Annotated in this window: 19 protein-coding genes; 6 read left to right on the plus strand and 13 right to left on the minus strand. The window is 29.2% G+C overall.

Translation table 11 applies throughout. The features are described 5' to 3' along the window. Positions 1 to 37: 37 nt before the first annotated feature. Complete coding sequence (locus KO494_RS03405) at positions 38 to 1,264, minus strand: class I SAM-dependent rRNA methyltransferase (protein WP_215966194.1); 1,227 nt, start codon at positions 1,262 to 1,264, stop codon at positions 38 to 40. A 144-nt stretch (positions 1,265 to 1,408) separates the two neighbouring features. On the opposite strand from KO494_RS03405, the gene KO494_RS03410 reads away from it, so the two are divergent. Both KO494_RS03410 and KO494_RS03415 read left to right on the plus strand, forming a co-directional pair. Continuing rightward, on the plus strand, positions 1,409 to 1,711 hold the full coding sequence (locus KO494_RS03410; protein WP_215966195.1) for a hypothetical protein: 303 nt from the start codon (positions 1,409 to 1,411) through the stop codon (positions 1,709 to 1,711). A 134-nt stretch (positions 1,712 to 1,845) separates the two neighbouring features. Further along, the gene (locus KO494_RS03415; RefSeq protein WP_215966196.1) at positions 1,846 to 2,700 is read left to right on the plus strand and encodes an OmpA family protein; all 855 of its coding nucleotides are present in this window, start codon (positions 1,846 to 1,848) and stop codon (positions 2,698 to 2,700) included. A gap of 73 nt (positions 2,701 to 2,773) precedes the next feature. On the opposite strand, the gene KO494_RS03420 is transcribed toward KO494_RS03415, so the two are convergent. Beyond that, positions 2,774 to 5,617, minus strand: coding sequence for a pitrilysin family protein (locus tag KO494_RS03420; RefSeq protein ID WP_215966197.1), 2,844 nt, complete (start codon positions 5,615 to 5,617; stop codon positions 2,774 to 2,776). An 82-nt stretch (positions 5,618 to 5,699) separates the two neighbouring features. Between KO494_RS03420 and KO494_RS03425 the strand changes: the two genes are divergently transcribed. Next, positions 5,700 to 5,987, plus strand: coding sequence for a DUF3817 domain-containing protein (locus KO494_RS03425; RefSeq protein WP_215966198.1), 288 nt, complete (start codon positions 5,700 to 5,702; stop codon positions 5,985 to 5,987). 27 nt (positions 5,988 to 6,014) lie between these two features. Continuing rightward, positions 6,015 to 7,187 (plus strand): TlpA disulfide reductase family protein, encoded by a 1,173-nt coding sequence (locus KO494_RS03430; protein WP_215966199.1) that lies wholly within the window; start codon positions 6,015 to 6,017, stop codon positions 7,185 to 7,187. 2 nt (positions 7,188 to 7,189) lie between these two features. Here KO494_RS03430 and KO494_RS16090 read toward each other — a convergent pair whose 3' ends face one another. From KO494_RS16090 to KO494_RS03445, 3 genes are all read right to left on the minus strand, one after another. Beyond that, positions 7,190 to 8,485, minus strand: coding sequence for a T9SS type A sorting domain-containing protein (locus tag KO494_RS16090; protein ID WP_215966200.1), 1,296 nt, complete (start codon positions 8,483 to 8,485; stop codon positions 7,190 to 7,192). Between the two features lie 190 nt (positions 8,486 to 8,675). Next, positions 8,676 to 9,065, minus strand: coding sequence for an acyl-CoA thioesterase (locus KO494_RS03440; protein WP_215966201.1), 390 nt, complete (start codon positions 9,063 to 9,065; stop codon positions 8,676 to 8,678). 3 nt (positions 9,066 to 9,068) lie between these two features. Then, positions 9,069 to 9,956, minus strand: a complete 888-nt coding sequence (locus KO494_RS03445) for a DUF72 domain-containing protein (protein WP_215966202.1) — start codon at positions 9,954 to 9,956, stop codon at positions 9,069 to 9,071. 130 nt (positions 9,957 to 10,086) lie between these two features. Between KO494_RS03445 and KO494_RS03450 the strand changes: the two genes are divergently transcribed. Continuing rightward, positions 10,087 to 10,503 (plus strand): glyoxalase, encoded by a 417-nt coding sequence (locus tag KO494_RS03450; protein WP_215966203.1) that lies wholly within the window; start codon positions 10,087 to 10,089, stop codon positions 10,501 to 10,503. 1 nt (position 10,504) lies between these two features. On the opposite strand, the gene KO494_RS03455 is transcribed toward KO494_RS03450, so the two are convergent. The 8 genes from KO494_RS03455 to KO494_RS03490 all read right to left on the minus strand — a co-directional run bounded on the left by KO494_RS03455 (position 10,505) and on the right by KO494_RS03490 (position 15,870). After that, positions 10,505 to 11,182, minus strand: a complete 678-nt coding sequence (locus tag KO494_RS03455; RefSeq protein ID WP_215966204.1) for a DUF2461 domain-containing protein — start codon at positions 11,180 to 11,182, stop codon at positions 10,505 to 10,507. Positions 11,183 to 11,294: 112 nt separating this feature from the next. Beyond that, positions 11,295 to 11,846: a hypothetical protein gene (locus KO494_RS03460; RefSeq protein WP_215966205.1), complete on the minus strand. Its 552-nt coding sequence runs from the start codon at positions 11,844 to 11,846 to the stop codon at positions 11,295 to 11,297. A 52-nt stretch (positions 11,847 to 11,898) separates the two neighbouring features. Next, a complete protein-coding gene (locus KO494_RS03465) occupies positions 11,899 to 12,099 on the minus strand; it encodes a hypothetical protein (RefSeq protein WP_215966206.1) in 201 nt (66 codons plus the stop codon). Positions 12,100 to 12,154: 55 nt separating this feature from the next. Then, positions 12,155 to 12,319 carry a DUF1328 domain-containing protein gene (locus KO494_RS03470; RefSeq protein ID WP_215966207.1) on the minus strand — a complete coding sequence of 55 codons (165 nt, stop codon included), beginning with the start codon at positions 12,317 to 12,319 and terminating at the stop codon, positions 12,155 to 12,157. Between the two features lie 60 nt (positions 12,320 to 12,379). Beyond that, positions 12,380 to 13,285 carry a mechanosensitive ion channel family protein gene (locus tag KO494_RS03475; RefSeq protein ID WP_215966208.1) on the minus strand — a complete coding sequence of 302 codons (906 nt, stop codon included), beginning with the start codon at positions 13,283 to 13,285 and terminating at the stop codon, positions 12,380 to 12,382. 59 nt (positions 13,286 to 13,344) lie between these two features. Then, on the minus strand, positions 13,345 to 13,845 hold the full coding sequence (locus tag KO494_RS03480) for a Dps family protein (protein ID WP_215966209.1): 501 nt from the start codon (positions 13,843 to 13,845) through the stop codon (positions 13,345 to 13,347). 123 nt (positions 13,846 to 13,968) lie between these two features. Further along, on the minus strand, positions 13,969 to 15,054 hold the full coding sequence (gene corA / locus KO494_RS03485; RefSeq protein ID WP_215966210.1) for a magnesium/cobalt transporter CorA: 1,086 nt from the start codon (positions 15,052 to 15,054) through the stop codon (positions 13,969 to 13,971). Positions 15,055 to 15,087: 33 nt separating this feature from the next. Next, a complete protein-coding gene (locus KO494_RS03490; RefSeq protein WP_215966211.1) occupies positions 15,088 to 15,870 on the minus strand; it encodes a tRNA pseudouridine(38-40) synthase TruA in 783 nt (260 codons plus the stop codon). A gap of 98 nt (positions 15,871 to 15,968) precedes the next feature. Here KO494_RS03490 and KO494_RS03495 point away from each other — a divergent pair, with 98 nt between their 5' ends. Next, positions 15,969 to 16,385, plus strand: a complete 417-nt coding sequence (locus tag KO494_RS03495; protein ID WP_215966212.1) for a hypothetical protein — start codon at positions 15,969 to 15,971, stop codon at positions 16,383 to 16,385. The last annotated feature ends 44 nt before the right edge of the window (positions 16,386 to 16,429 follow it).

The following is a 16,429-nucleotide window of genomic DNA, read 5'->3' on the forward strand; positions in this document are numbered from 1 at the left end:
CATTTTCATTCTGTTTCAGGTTTCTGAACGTTTACATTTATTGGTCTAACCTATAATAAGCACATTTTAAATAAGCACCTTCAGGAAAACCAACAGGATGGTCTGTATCATGTTGTGTTTTTAAAATAATATTATAGTTTCTATTAGAAGCTCTTAAAACTTGTGCATTTATGTCAAAAAAAGTTTGTGCAAGCACTCTACTAGAACAGGAAGCTAAAACTAATAAGCCCTTTTTTGCTGTTAATTGCAAGCCTAAAGTAGCTAATTGTGCATATTTTTTCTTGGCTAAGTCTATTTCACTTTGTTGCTTAGCAAAACTAGGAGGATCAATAACTACCACATCAAAAGTAACCTTATCCTTTATTAATTGTTTCATAGCAGCAAAAGCATCACCTGCAATAGTTTTATGCACACCAGAATAGGAATTTAATTTCCCGTTAGCAACAGCTATTTCTAAAGCTTGCTTGCTTATATCTAAACTAGTAACTTCTTTAGCTTGGTTTGCTAATGCATGTACTGAAAAGCCTCCAGCGTAACTAAACACATCTAAAACCGTTTTACCAGAACTCCACTTTCCTACTTGTTTACGGTTTAATCTATGGTCTAAAAAATAGCCTGTTTTATGTCCATGAATTACATTGGCAGAAAAGTGTACACCATGTTCTACAAACTGTACTACTTCGTTTTTTAAAATACCATAAACTACTTCTCCATCTTTTAAATCATGCGCCTTGCTTTGTGCTAAACTTCTGCTTAAGCGTATAACAACTGTTTTACAATTACTAACTTTTATTAAAGATTCCAGAATACTCTGTAAGTTAGGTAGCCAAATTTCTGAATACAATTTCACTACCAAAACCGTATCATACACGTCTGCGATTAAACCTGGAAACCCATCGTTTTCCCCAAAAAGCAATCGGTAACTATTAGTATTTGTTTTTAATAAAGAACTTCTTTTATTAAAAGCTTCTTTAATTTTCTGATTAAAAAAACTAGCATCAATGGCAATAGCCTCACCATGATGAATCATTTTAATTCTAATAGGCGAAGCTAAATCAAACAAACCAAAACCAATTATTTTGTTTTTATTCTTTCCAAAAACAATAGCCAGATCTCCTGTTTGTGGATCTTTATTTGTTTTTATAATGCTATCTGAAAAAACCCAAGGGTGTTTTTGTATTACAGACCTCTCTCCTTTTGCGTTTAGTTTAACAGCAATACGTTGCCTAGTATTTATAGTAGAAAAAGTTCTTGTAAAATGCATAAAAATATTTTTGCAAAAGTATGAAATATGCTGCTAGTGTTAGCTTGTAATTAGAAATAGATTTTAATTTAAAATTACCATTTTTATATAAGTCTAAAGATTGTGAAAAAACGTATATTAATTAATAATTTTAAAACATAAGATATGAAAACGCTATTAATTGCCTTTTTTGCGCTAAGTACTTTTATTAGTATTCAAGACACCGAAACTATTTATGCAACCTTTGATGGAATGGAAAACGAAGTTTATTATTTTAGTGATGAAGCAGATACCACACATGTTTTTGATGCAATTGCTGATGAAGCAGCAAAGAAATTTGATTTAACTAATGAAAGATTTAATGGAAAAACATTTAAAATCACCTACTCTACAGAAACTATTATGGATGAAATGGATGACCAAATTGAAGTTTTAACCATTGAAAATTTAGAAATTTTATCAAAATAAATTATGATTTCAAACATTTGAAACGCAGTCTTTTACTTAGACTGCGTTTTTTTTTGCTTTAAAAAAACGCAATTAAGAAAAACCATTATTGCATTTTGTGCGTAGATAAGGAAAACAAAAACTATAAATTTATTATGAAAAAATTTTCAGGACTATTACTTGTTATTATTGTTTTAACCTCATGTGTATCTAAAAAGAAATACCTTGCTTTAGAGAATGAAAACGGAGAAATTAAAAGTGAATTAACAAAGACTAGAGTAGAAAAAGAAGATCTTGAAGGAAAATTTGCTGCAATTCAAGAACGTGTAGACCAATACAATACTAAAATTAACACATTAGCATCTTTAAATACTTCTTTAAACGAAGAAAATAACACCAAAATGGAAAATGTTGCTGGTGTTGCAGTAATTTCTAACAATACAAAAACTAAGATGCGTGAAACTTTAGCTAAAGTAGATCCTGCTTTAGTTAGTGAAGCAAAAACTTTAAAAGATTCTATGGACTTAGCAGTTTCATATAATTTAAAGAAAAAAATGGATACTTCTACTTTTAACGAAGATGATGATATTGCTGTTAGTATTGATGAAACAGTTGTAATGATTTCTATTTCAGACAAAATGTTATTTAACACAGGAAGCTATAGAGTAAGCAATAAAGCAGATCATATTTTACAAAAATTAGCAGATGTAATAAACTCTGAATCTAGTATTGATGTAATGGTTGAAGGGCATACAGATGCAAGAAGTATTAATACAGATAAAATACAAGACAACTGGGATTTAAGTGTATTACGTGCAACTTCTGTTGTTAGAAAGTTACAACACCAATACCATGTAGCACCAGAAAAACTAATTGCTTCAGGGCGTAGTAGCTATCAACCTTTAGTAGGTAATGAAACTAGTGAAGATAGAGCTAGAAACAGAAGAACTAGAATTATTATTTTACCAAATATTGACAAGTTCTTTGCTTTAATGTCTGCAGATAATTAAAAACTTTTAATTATAACAAATAAAAACGCAACCTAGTTTATAATTAGGTTGCGTTTTTTTATAAATTTTAAATTTAATATAAAGAAGGTGTTTCTATTACATTGCCATAAATATCAAGCTCTACAATAGGCTTTCCTAATTTTTCAAGTTCAGGTAATAGTAATTTTTTATCACCAACAACTACATAAATCATTTCCTCTTCATTTAAATAATTATTAATAGTGGTTTTATAATCGTTTAAAGTCATTTTTACTAATGCATCTTGTGTATCAACAATATAAGTGTCTGGCATATTATATTTACTTATATTTTTTAATACGTTTAATTGTGCTCCTAAACTCTCAAAAGCCCTAGTATTGCTTTTTAAAATTTTATTTTTTGTTAATTTTACTTCGGCATTTGTAAAGCTAGACTGGTAATTTTCCAGCATTTGCTTAATGATTTCTAATGATTTTAGAGTTGCATTTGCTCTAACGCTTGTTCTTACAGTAAAAGGTGCTACTTCATTAGTTTTTGAAAATCCAGAATATGCACCATAGGTATATCCTTTTTCAATACGTAAGGTTTGAAACAATCTACCACTAGAGCCACCTCCTAAAATTTCATTAGCAAATTCTAATTTATTAGCATTTTCATCTTTAGCAGAAACCGCTAATTTACCAATATAAATTACGGATTGTTTAGCATCTGGAACATCAATAAAATATAGGTTTTCTTTACTATTAGTAATAGGTAAGTTATAATGAGGAACAGCAATTTTATAGCCATTCCACATATTTAATACACCAACGATATGTTCTGTTTGTTCTTTAGTAATTGCACCAACAATATGAAAATCAGCTTCTTTTGGAGAAAGGTTATTGTAATACGATTTTAAATCTTTTATAGCTATGTTTTTAATGCTTTCTAGCGTACCTGAGCCAGGTGTACCAAAACGATGATTTTCGCCATATATTAATTTATTAAATGCATTAGCACCTATAGCATTAGGGTTTGACTCTCTGTCTTTTAAAGTAGTTTTTAAGGCTAATTTTAAACGTTCAAACTCTTTAAAATCCCAACGAGGCTCTAATATTATTTCTTTTACCAAAGCCATTGTACCTTCAAAATTTTTGGTTAAACAAGAACCTGTAATATGAAAATCTTCTTTATCACTATACATACGTACAGTGGCTCCTAATAAACCTAAGGCTTCTTCTAACTCTGCTGGTGTTTTAGTTGCTGTACCCTCTAACATTAAATTACTTAATAAGTTAGAAACGCCTTCTTTTCCTATTGGATCAAGTAATTGTCCGCCAGGAATACTAATATCAAATTGCACTAAGGGTACTTCGTTGTTTTCTATACCATACAAACGTAAACCGTTCTCTAGTTCTCCTTTCCATATCACTGGTGCTTTAAATAAAGGCAATTCGCCAAATGCAGGCTCACTTCTATCGTGTTTAGCAGGTGTTTTTTCATAAACAGCTTCTGCTCCTTGACCTACTTCTTCATTTGCTACATTATAACGTACTTTTTCTTGCCAAACCGTTGCAGGAATAGCGTTTGTAACAGCTAAATTTAATTGCCCTTTTGGTACTACGCTAGTCATTACGTAATTTTTATCTTTAAGATATTGGTTATACACACGCATAACATCTGCTGCAGTTACTGCCTCTGTTAGTTTTGCTCTTTTTACAATAAAACCAGGATCACCATTAAATTCATTATCCTGTACTAACTGAAAAGCTTTGTTTAAAACAGTACTAACGCCTTGATATAAATCTGTTTCTAATTCTGCTTTAATACGTTTTAAATCATTTTCATTTACGCCATTGGTTTCAAACTTAGTAAGTCCTTTTTCAATAGCTATTTTTACACTATCTAAATCTATTCCTGCATTGGCACGAATTCTAAAAACAAACTCTCCTGCTAATTCATTACTTGATTGATATGTACTTACATTTGGCGCTAATTTTTGTTCTTGAACAATTACATTGTATAAAGGAGCATTTTTACTTCCGCTTAAAAGTTGCCCTAAAATTTCTAGTGCATACACATCTTGATGATACTCTTCAACAGTTGGAAATACCATTCTCATTTCAGGTAGTTTTGCAAAATTATCTTCAAAATATAAAGACTTTGTTTCATCAAGCACCACAGGATCTACCTGTAACTTTTCTACTTCTGGTCCGCTTGGTATTTCTCCAAACCATTTTTCAACTAAGGCTTTGGTTTCTTCAATATGTATATCACCAGCAATTACTAAAGAGGCATTGCTAGCTCCATAATATTGGTTATAAAACTCTTTAACATCTTCAATGGTTGCTGCTTGTAAATCTGGAAGCGCTCCTATAACTGTCCAGCTATAAGGATGTCCTTCTGGATATAAATATTTTCTAATAATCTCATCGGTATAACCATAAGCAGCGTTATCTACTCGTTGTCTTTTTTCGTTTTTTACTACTTGTTTTTCACGTTCTAAGGCTTCTTTGGTAACGGTATTTATCATGTAGCCAAAGCGATCAGAATCTATCCATAGTATTTTTTCAAAGGCATCTTTAGGTACTACTTCATAATACACTGTACCATCACTCCAGGTTCCTCCGTTTCTGCTTCCTCCCCATTCTGGAATCATTTTTCGGTTTGCACCAACAGGTACGTTTTCAGAATCATTAAAACTCATATGTTCAAAAAAATGGGCAAATCCAGTTTTACCTGGTTTTTCTCTGTTAGAACCAACATGCATCATGGTTGCTACTGCAACAATAGGATCGCTATGGTCTTCATGTAAAATAACTTCTAAACCATTATCTAAAACAAATTTCTCATAATCTATTTTAAATTCTGTGGTTTCTTGTACAATTGGTTCTGTTTTTTTTTTACAAGAATTGTAAGTAAGTGCAAAAAGCACTATAATTAGTGAAGGAACTTTCATTTGTAATTGGTTTGATTAATAACTTGTTTTTTAAAGATACGTTAAAAACTATAATTATATTTGCATCTTAATATTAAAATATATGTTTTCTTTAAAAAATATTTTCCGTTTAGTAGCATTATTAGAAGGGGTTTCTTACTTATTATTGATGGCTGCTGCTATCTATAAACGTGCACCAAATGGTAGTGATTATTTTGTAAAGCTATTAGGTATGCCTCATGGATTACTATTTGTTGCTTATGTAGCTTTAGCAATTATAGTTGGTATGGAGAAGAAATGGAACACAAAAACAATGGCTATTGTACTTGTTGCTTCTATATTACCTTTTGCTACTTTTTATGTAGAAAAAAAATATCTAAAAAATATTTAGTATTTTAATAGTTCAATAATCTATAAAATGCGAAATAAATTCCCTCACTTTCTAGTTCTTTCTTTTATTTTAATTGGCTTAACAAGCTGCACAAAGGAAAAAAGTATTAAAGTTAATGAAAACACTAAAGTCTCTGAGGCATTAGTAGAGAATGAATTTATTGTACGCGGAACCACCTTTAATACTAATTTAAATACAGCATATATCTATAAAGTAGAGAGCGATACACTTACTTTACTGGATACTATTTACATTAAAGAAAAAACCTTTACATACAAAGGGGTTGCTAAAAACCCCGTATTTTATGCTATTAAAATAGATGAAAGTGATGTAATGTATAAATTTCTTGTAGATGCATCAGAAATTAATATGTTTTTACATAGTAATTTATTTCTTTCTTCTACTTCATCAAACTCTGAAACACAAAAAGTGTACATTGATTATAAATCTAAAATGGATGCTTTTGATTATAAAGAGCGTGAATTATTTTTAAAATATAAATCTCCACAAACAGCAAGCAAAAGAGCGTCTCTTTTAAATACAGATTTGGAAAATTTACAGATTGAAAAAATTGCTTTTGTAAAACAGTTTATTGAATCTAATAACAACTCAAACTTTATTCCTTTTGTATTTAAAGAAAACTACCATAGTTTTTCTACTAAAAGCTTAAGAAAACTCCACGATACATTAACCGCTAACGTAAAAAAAATACCTGCTGTTAAATTACTTGATAAAGATATTGCTAATCTAGAAGAAAAAGAAGCGCAGCAAAGTATAAAACCAATAGAATACAGACCTATGGCTTATGCTTTAAGCGGACCAAATACTAACGGACAAACCATAACATTAGCTAGCTTAAAAGGAAAAGTTGTACTTATAGACTTTTGGGCAAGTTGGTGTGCACCTTGTAGAGCTACAAATCCTAATTTAGTACAATTGTATAAGCAATATAAAAATGAGGAATTTGTTATTTTAAGTATTAGCGAAGATAAAGCAGAACCAGAATGGTTAAGCGCAATTGAAACAGATAATTTAAGTTGGAATACGCATATTTTAGACAAAAATAAATCTATAGCTTTTAGGTATGGTGTAGCATCTATACCATACAAAATATTGATAGATAAACAAGGAAGAATTGCAAGTGACAAAATTTCTGGTACGAAATTAGACAATAGAATAAAAGTATTACTTAAAGAGTAGCTTTATTGTATTATTAATTTTTTGGTAACTGTAGTATCCTCTGTTTTTATTGCTGCAATATATAATCCTGTACTTAATCTAGATATATCTAAGGTATTGTTTCCTTGCTCTAATGGTTTTTTTAAAAGAAACTGGCCTCTTACAGTGTATAAAGAAATAGTAGCTGCAGGAGTATTTAAATTTACAGTTACTTGAGAAGAACTTGCTGGATTGGGATACATTGCAAAATCTACATTTAAAAAATCCTGTGAAGTTAAGGTTTGACATTCACTTTCATCTGCAACAAAATTACAAGAACTCCCTACCTCCCAATTATTTAAATAACTAGCAGCAGTATTATCTACAAAAACACAATTTAAGTTTTCATTATTTGTTACAACAAATTCATTTATACGATGGTTATTTCCGTTTCTAACATCTATAGTATTAAGCAAATTATATTCTGCTCTTACATATTTTAAATCAGGATTATTAGAAATATCTATTTCTTGAATTTGATTGTTTTGTGTATAAAACAAGAACAAATCACTTAAATTATTTACTGCTAAACTAGTAAGGTTATTATTATTACAAAGTAAATACCTCATACTTGAATTAGTAGAAAGGTTTAAATTACTTAAATTATTATTAGAACAACTAAAATAACGTAAGTTAACATTGTTTGATAAATCTATATTATTTAAGCTATTATTATCACATGTAATTGTTTTTAAAGCTGTATTTGCTGATAAATCTAAAGAAGTTAAGTTGTTTTGTGCTATAAACAGATATTCTAAATTAGTATTAGTAGAAATATCTATATTCGATAAATTATTATCATAACATCTTACATCTTTTAAAGCTGTATTTACAGAAAGATCTAAAGCATTAAGATTGTTAAGATTACAAGATAGATATTCTAATTGCAGATTATTACTTACATCTAAACTATTTAAATTATTATTACTTAAATAAACACTTTTTAAATCTGTATTTACGTTAAGATTTAAAGAAGATAAATTATTGTTATCTAAATCTAGAATTTCTAAATAAGGGTTAAAACTTAAATCAATAGAAATTAACTGGTTATTATAAGCAAATAAATTTACTAAGTTTTTAAAAGCTTCAATACCTGATAAATCATTTACACCAATATTACCAATAAATAAGGTAGTTACAGCAATAGCATCTGTGTTTAAAATATTACCATTTAACCCATTAGTATCTATATTTAAAGATATAAGGGCTTGCTCAAAATTTGAGTCTGGTATTAAAGTGGTCTGAGAATGTAGGTTTGTACTATTTATTAAAATAAGCACTAAAATTGTGTGGAGCTTACAACTAAAAAAATAGTTAAACACTACATTACGAAAAGGGATTAATAGCATATTTTTTCTTTCTTTACGTATTGATAGTGTATTACTAACAACTTATATATACTACAATATCACAACAATTTCTGTAACTACCTCTTATTATCGTTATTATGTTTTTTTACTCGTTTAATTACTAGGCGTTTAATCTATCTCCTACAAATTCAACCTTTGTTTTATTATGTGGTACAGCATTTCCTTCTTTGTCTAAATTGACCATTACAATCTTTTCAATAGTAATTATAGTTTCTCTGGTCATCATGTTTCTAACTTCGCAACGTAAGGTTAAAGAAGACTTACCAAACTTTTCAGCATCAATACCAATTTCTATAATATCTCCTTGGCTAGCAGAGCTTTTAAAATCAATTTCTGTCATTAATTTTGTTACTACATGCTGGTTTTCTAATTGTACCACTGCGTAAAGCGCAGCTTCTTCATCTATCCATTCTAAAAGTCTACCTCCAAATAAAGTTCCGTTTGGGTTTAAATCTTCTGGTTTTATCCATTTTCTTGTGTGAAATCTCATATATTATAATAATTTTTGTTGTAAATCTTGATTTGGTATTTTAAGATTACTGTTTAATACTTTGTTTAATTTTTCAATAAAATAAGCAGAAAGTAATGGCGATTCTTTTTCTATATTTTGATGAATAAAAAAATCTATTTCTTTTACACCTTGGTCGTTCCATACTTTTAACCTTTCAATCCAATCGTCTAATCTTGCATAATCACTTTCGTGGTTAGCACCAACATAACGCACAAATGCGGTACTATTTGTAAGTCGCATATGCATTAAATCTCTTCTTCCTGCGGTATCTACAATAACGTTAGAAATATTATTTTCTTCTAATAATTGATAAAGGTCTTCTGCAACTATAGCGTCATTATACCAATTAGTATGTCTAAACTCTATAGCTAGCGGGATTTCTTTGGGCCATGACTCTACAAACTGGACTACTCTATTAAAATCTTTTGGAGCAAAATTACTATGCATTTGTAAAAAAATGGTTCCTAATTTTTCTTTAAGATTAACAGCGTTATTAAGATAATTATTAACCACCTCTCCTACTTCATTTAAACGTTTCCAATGACTAATTTCTTGGTTAAGTTTCGGAAAAAATTTAAATCCGCTAGGTGTTTTATCATACCAAGTAGCAAATTGTTCTGCAGAAAAAATTCTGTAAAAAGTAGCATTAAGTTCTATGGCATTAAATTGACTGGAATAATACACCAATTCATCTTTAGTACCTCTAGGATAAAACCCTTTCAAGTCAGCTCGGTTCCACTTAGCACAACCAACAAAAATTTCAGGATTTGCTTTACTCTTTTTAGATTGTAAAAAACGAAACGTATCTTCATGATCTTGCGGTAAAGTAAAGTCTATTAATTCTGGATGTGTAACGTTACCAAACTTCATTTTATTTATATTGAAAAACTTTAAGGTAAAGATACCAAAATATCACTTGTTAATAAACTCGTTAACAAGTAAAATGAGCTTACTATTATCTGTTTTAAATAATCTCTAATTTTATTAAAAACTTATAATCATGAATACTAGAGACTTAAACTTAAAGCAAGCACGACCTGAAATTGCATCTATTATTATTAATGATGATATGACAGCAGACGAACGTTTTCAAAACCTTGTACTTAGACCTATTGCTAAGTTACAAGTTCCTTTGTTTATTGAAGTTTTTAAAAATTATGCTAAAAAGCATAAAAGTGTTTTTTATGAATTATCTATAGAAAAACGCATATGCTATATTGAAAATGCTTTGCAAAAAGACATGAAACTTAGAAACTCTTATAAAGGGATGGTTATAGGTTTATTTACTACTGAAGAATATCTTGTTTACATTAAAAATTCTTCGGCTTTAAACAAACGCATGATGTCTATTGTAAAAGACCAATTGCTTGGAAACATACAATTATTAGAAAAACCAGAATTTCTAGCTGCTGTTTAAGTTATATTAATGAAACCCCATTTAAATCAGTGGTTAACACATCAGACATGTAATTAAAATAAGGTCTAATAGCTATAAAAGCAGCATCTACTTTATTTAAAAAATCTGGTGAGGCTACTTCTTTGTCTGTATATTTTTTGGTGAATATAAATTGTTTTTTCTTAATTAAATCAATGGCTTTGTGTTCTTTATCAAAACCTCTTGGTGCTGTTTTTACTTGGTCACCAACCAATTCTCCCCAAATATTTTTAAACTTTTTATTATTTATTATTTCACGAATTTCTTCATCATCTTGTTCAAATTCTTTTCTAATTCGCAATAAGTCTTCTTTATTAGGCTCCCAAAAACCAGTTGCTATAAAACTTTCTTTGTTTGGTTGAATATGTAAATAATAACCTCCTCTTAAGCTAGGTTTTACTCTGCTAAAAGATCCTCCAAAATGGGTTTTATATGGTAATTTGTTTTTTGAAAAACGCACATCTCTATAAATGCGAAATAGCTTCATTTTATCTATTTCATCATGCACACTAAGCATATCAAAAAGTTGTGTATATACTTGCTTGACCTCTTTTTCAATTTCTTTAAATTCTTTTTTATTTTCATTAAACCAATCGCGATTGTTATTTTTTTCTAATCGTTTAAAAAAATCAAAAGCTTCTTGTGGTACTGTTTTGTTCATGATACAAATTTTAAATAGGTTTAAAAGTACAAAAAGCCTCGGTTTTACCGAGGCTTTTCTGCTATTAATAAGTAGTACAATACTCTTTAAATTGTACTTTTAACTATCTTAATTATTTCGCTATTTTAAATTCTTTAGTTACTAATCCGTCACTTTTACCATCAAAATACTCAATTACAAAAGTTTTATTTTTATCAAAATAACCAACTCCAGTATAAGTATCTGTAGTAAAAATATAACTCATATTTCTAGCAGAGTATCTGGCTTTACCAAAAGTTACATCTTTTTCTCCATCTTTTACAGATACTATAAAACCTTGCTCATCAGGAGTAAAAGAATAATCTTTATCATTAAATTTATAGTATACAACTTTTGTTTTAGTATCGTACGCTACATCATTATCTGTATCTACTTGTATGGTTTTTGTTACTTTAACAGGTGTATCCATACGGTTTCCGTTAAGGTCATATCTATCTTTAGGATCTATTTTAACCTCTTGGGTTTGTAGTGTTTTTACTTTAATTTTTTTCTCTACTATTTTTCCGTTTACTTTTTCTTTAACGGTTTTTACCGTAGTTTCTTCAGTAACATCAACAGGATTATTGTTTTGTGCATAAGCACCTAACCCCATTAATAAACTAAATATATATATTAAATTTTTCATTTTTATTTTATAATTTTTTGGTTAAACATTTTTTTTGACGTTTGTATGAATATTATTTCACTTCATCTTCTATTTCGTCTGTAACATCTTCTATTTCATCACCTACATCATCTGCAGCATCTTCAATAGCATCTCCTGTATTATCTACAGCTTCTTCTATTTTTTCTCCTGGTGTTTTCTTTTCTTCTCTACAGCTTGTAAATACTGTTGAAATAGAAAATATAAGTACTAATGCGATTATTAATTTTTTCATGATTATTTTATTTAAATGGTTAATAGTTATAATTGTGTTTGTGTTAGTGTTTTTTTTAAGCTTTGCGAATTATATCTCTTATAAGTGATAGTATAAATAACACTATGAAGATAAAGAACAGTATTTTAGCTATTCCTGCTGATGCTCCTGCAATACCACTAAATCCTAGGATTGCGGCAATAAATGCAATTATTATAAATGTGATTGTCCAACGTAACATATCTTTTGTATTTTAAATTAAATGTAATAGACTATACTTTTGAAAGTGTATACCCTTACTCTAGTTATTAGAGAATTCTTCTTGAAATGTATCTGCATTTTGAACAGATAGTTTTGAATCAAATTGAAGTGTTCTGATAGGAAATGGAATGTTTATTCCTTCTTTATCATATGCTTTTTTAATTTCAATGATTGCTCTACTTTTAGATTTTAGTTTTTCTAATGCATTTTCTGCATCTATCCAGAATCTACATAAATAGTTAATAGAGCTTCCGCCAAACTCGGTATAATAAAATTCTACATCGTTTGGTCCTTTTACTTGATTAAATGTATTTGCTATGGTTTGTTTGGTAAGTTGTTCTACTTTTTCTAAATCAGACTCATAACCAACACCGCATTCTAGCATAACTCGCATTTTTGTAGTTAACGAGTAGTTTTTTAACGGATTTTCTAATATGGTTTTATTTGGAATTATAACCATATTATTATCGGCTTCTTTTAGTGTAAAATCTTTTAAATTAATATCTATAACTTCACCAGAAAACCCCATGGTTTCTACCCAATTACCGATTTCAATTTTCTTTTTAAAAGAAAGTACTAAACCTGCAAAAGTATTAGATAATGTGCCTTGTAATGCTAAACCTACGGCTAAACCTACAACACCAGCACCTGCCAATAAAGAGGTTAATGTTTTACCAAGATTTAAAATTCCTAATGCTAAAAATAATCCTGCAGCTACAACAGCAATTGCAGCAACTTTACCAATAATAATGCTAATGGAGTCTTGTGTGATTTTTTTTGAAGCTATTTTAGTAACAAATTTTCTTACATATTTTGCAGTAAAATAGGCTACTAACATTACCAAAATTGCAAGTAATAAATTTGGTATCATTTCTACTGTTGTAGTAAACCATCCTTCTAGTTTTTCTATAAGAGATTCTACAGCAGCTTGTAATTGCGCTTTCATTTTTTATAAGTTTTTAGAGTTTATACATTGATTTTTTGTTTTAGTAAAAAACTAAAAACTTAATCAACCATAATACTCTGCAACTTATCCGAAGTTTTTTTAGTCCAAGATTCTAACATCCAGCTTGCTTTTTCTAACTGACGTATATAGCTACCAATAAGATCTATGGTACCTTCATCTGAGGCTTCTTCTGCTTTATCAATTATAGCAGACATTTGTTTTAATATAATTTTGTGGTCTTTTAAAATTTCTGAAACCATGTATTTATCAGATTTTAAAGACTTTCCTTCTTCTACCGAAGCTATTTTTAAATAGTTACTATATTTACTCATGGGATGAAATCTTAGTGTAAGAATACGTTCTGCAATTTCATCAATTTTAAGTTGTGCATCTTTGTACAACTCTTCAAATTTATTGTGAAGGTCAAAGAAATTTTCTCCTAGAATGTTCCAGTGAAAGTTTCTTAGTTTTTGGTAATAAATGTGGTAATCTGCAAGTAGTGTATTTAATTCTACAACTACAGGTAATAATTTTTCATCTTTCATATTCAAATAACTCATAATTATATTTTTGTGTTAAACGGTTTGTTTGTTCGAACACTATATAATTTAGGAGAAATCTCACTTTTGTCAAGTCCTTTAACAGGTTTTAACGGTTTTAAGTTTTAATTAACATAATTTATGTTAAAGCCACTTCTTTCTTCTAAAATAAATTAACATAATAATGAGTATCACAATCATTACTGCCCAAACTATATAATAGCCATAAGGGTTAGTAAGTTCTGGCATATTAGAAAAATTCATTCCGTAAATTCCAGCAATAAAGGTTAGCGGAATAAATATAGTAGCAATTATAGTTAGTACTTTCATGACCTCATTCATTTTATTACTAATATTGGTCATGTACAAATCCATAAGTCCCCAAATCATTTCACGATATAAATCTATACTTTCATTAACCTGTATCATGTGGTCATATAAATTGCGTAGGTAGTTTTTAGTTTTATCTTCAATAAAATAAATTTCAGATTTTTCAAGTTTGTTTACTACTTCACGAAAAGGAAAAACGGTTCTGCGTATTTTTAAAATTTCTCTTTTTTGTGTTTGAATGCTAGTTGTTGTGGTATTTCTATTAGATTCTTCAATAAAAAGTGTTTCTTCTAGATCTTCAATTTTATCGCCTTCTGCTTCAATAACCGTAAAATAATTATCTACAACAGCATCTAAAAGAATGTACATTAAATAATCTGATTTGTTATTTCTTACTCTTCCTTTGGCATTTTTTATTCTATCTCTTAAATCATCAAAAACATCACCATCTGCTTCTTGAAAAGTAAGTACGTAATTTGCGCCAACTACCATGCTCATATGCTCATAAACAATTTCTACTTCATTTTTAAAATGTAGCATTTTAAAAACGATAAATAAATAATCTTCATACTCTTCTATTTTTGCTCGCTGGTTTGTAGTTACAATATCTTCAAGTACTAATGGATGCAAATTATAATGCGATCCTAATTTTTCAATTTCAGTAGTATTGTTTAAACCGTTAATATTAATCCAGGTAACATGCTCTTGCCCTTTAAAATTAAAAGCGTCTTCTACTTTATTAGATTTTTTAAAGTCACAGCTTTCTTTATTGTAATTTACAATATCTACTTTAGTTTCAAGAGATTGCTTTTCTCCTACATACGCTACTGTTCCAGGAGCTGTATTTACTGTTTTATACGTTTTTTTACGCTTGGTACTTTTACGATTTTTTTGAGCCATGTAGTTTTTATATATGTATAAAAATACTAAAGTTTATTCAAATTCAATGCTATTCAATATTAAACCAGAAGCTGGTGCAATATAATCCATAACCTCCTTACTTTCTGGAAGTAAAGTAGTTTTAATATAATCTAAAGTAATATCTCCTCTGCCTAATTTTATAAGAGCTCCCATCATTAAACGAATTTGATTTCTGCCAAACCCTTTTCCTTTAACGCGAAGCATATATGTTTTTTCTGGGAAGAAATTTGCACTAAAAACCGTGTTTTCTACAAGCTCACAAGTAGACACTTCTCTGGTATACAAACCTTCATCTGAAGCCTTATAGCAATAAGTTTTAAAGTTATGTGTACCTTGAAAAAGCGCTGCTCCTTCTTTCATAATTTCTATATCTAATGTATCTAGAATAGTTGTTAAAATTGGAGCGCAAAAAGGGTGACATTTTTCGCTATGTGTAAAAAGATATAAATATTCTTTTGTTTTAGAATGCTGTATAACATTAAATGTAGCATCTACTTCTTTTATTGCTAAAGCCCTAATATCTTGTGGTAAATTGTGATTAAAAAGCGCTAGAAAAGCATCTTTGTCTTCAATAGGCTCATATAAAAACAACTCAAAAGCAGATGCATTGGCAGAAACCATAGCGTCTGTTCTACCAGAAGCTAAGGTTTTAAAACGCTTTCCTTCTAAAATAAATTTAAAGGTTCTATCAATCATTAAGTGTACTGTTTTCACTTTTGGTTGTTTTTGCCAACCATGAAACCTATATCCTAAATATTGAATAGTAATTAGATAATAATAACGTTTATTAAACATGTTTTTTTAAGTATTAGAGCTAGCAAGTAACCTATTTTAATGCTTCTAACAAAATTTTTATAAATTGTATTATCTTAACTAAGAAAAAAACTATAACTATGAATACAATTACAACAAACAAACCTCCTATTTGGTTTTGGATTATAAATATTCTTGCGCTAATCTGGAATCTTTTAGGTGTTGCGGCATATCTATCACAAGTTTATATGGATGAGGAGACGCATGCTGCTTTAACAGAAGCCGAACTTAAAATGTATGAAAACCTACCTGTATGGTATACTGCTATTTTTGCTATTGCAGTCTTTTCTGGCACTTTGGGATGTATTGCTTTACTATTACGAAAAAAATGGGCTTATCCAGTGTTTTTAGTTGGAGCCATTGCTGTTTGTATACAAATGGCTTACGTAGCATTTTCTTTAAAAATGGCAAATGTTATGACAATACTAATTATTATTGTGGCTTTTGCTTTAGTTTGGTATACAAAACAAGCAAATAAAAAAGGTTGGCTACAGTAGTTTAAAAGCATGCGTATTAAAACAAAAAAGGTATCTAAATAATA

It is taken from the genome of Lacinutrix sp. C3R15, assembly GCF_018860825.1.
Lineage (GTDB): Bacteria > Bacteroidota > Bacteroidia > Flavobacteriales > Flavobacteriaceae > Oceanihabitans.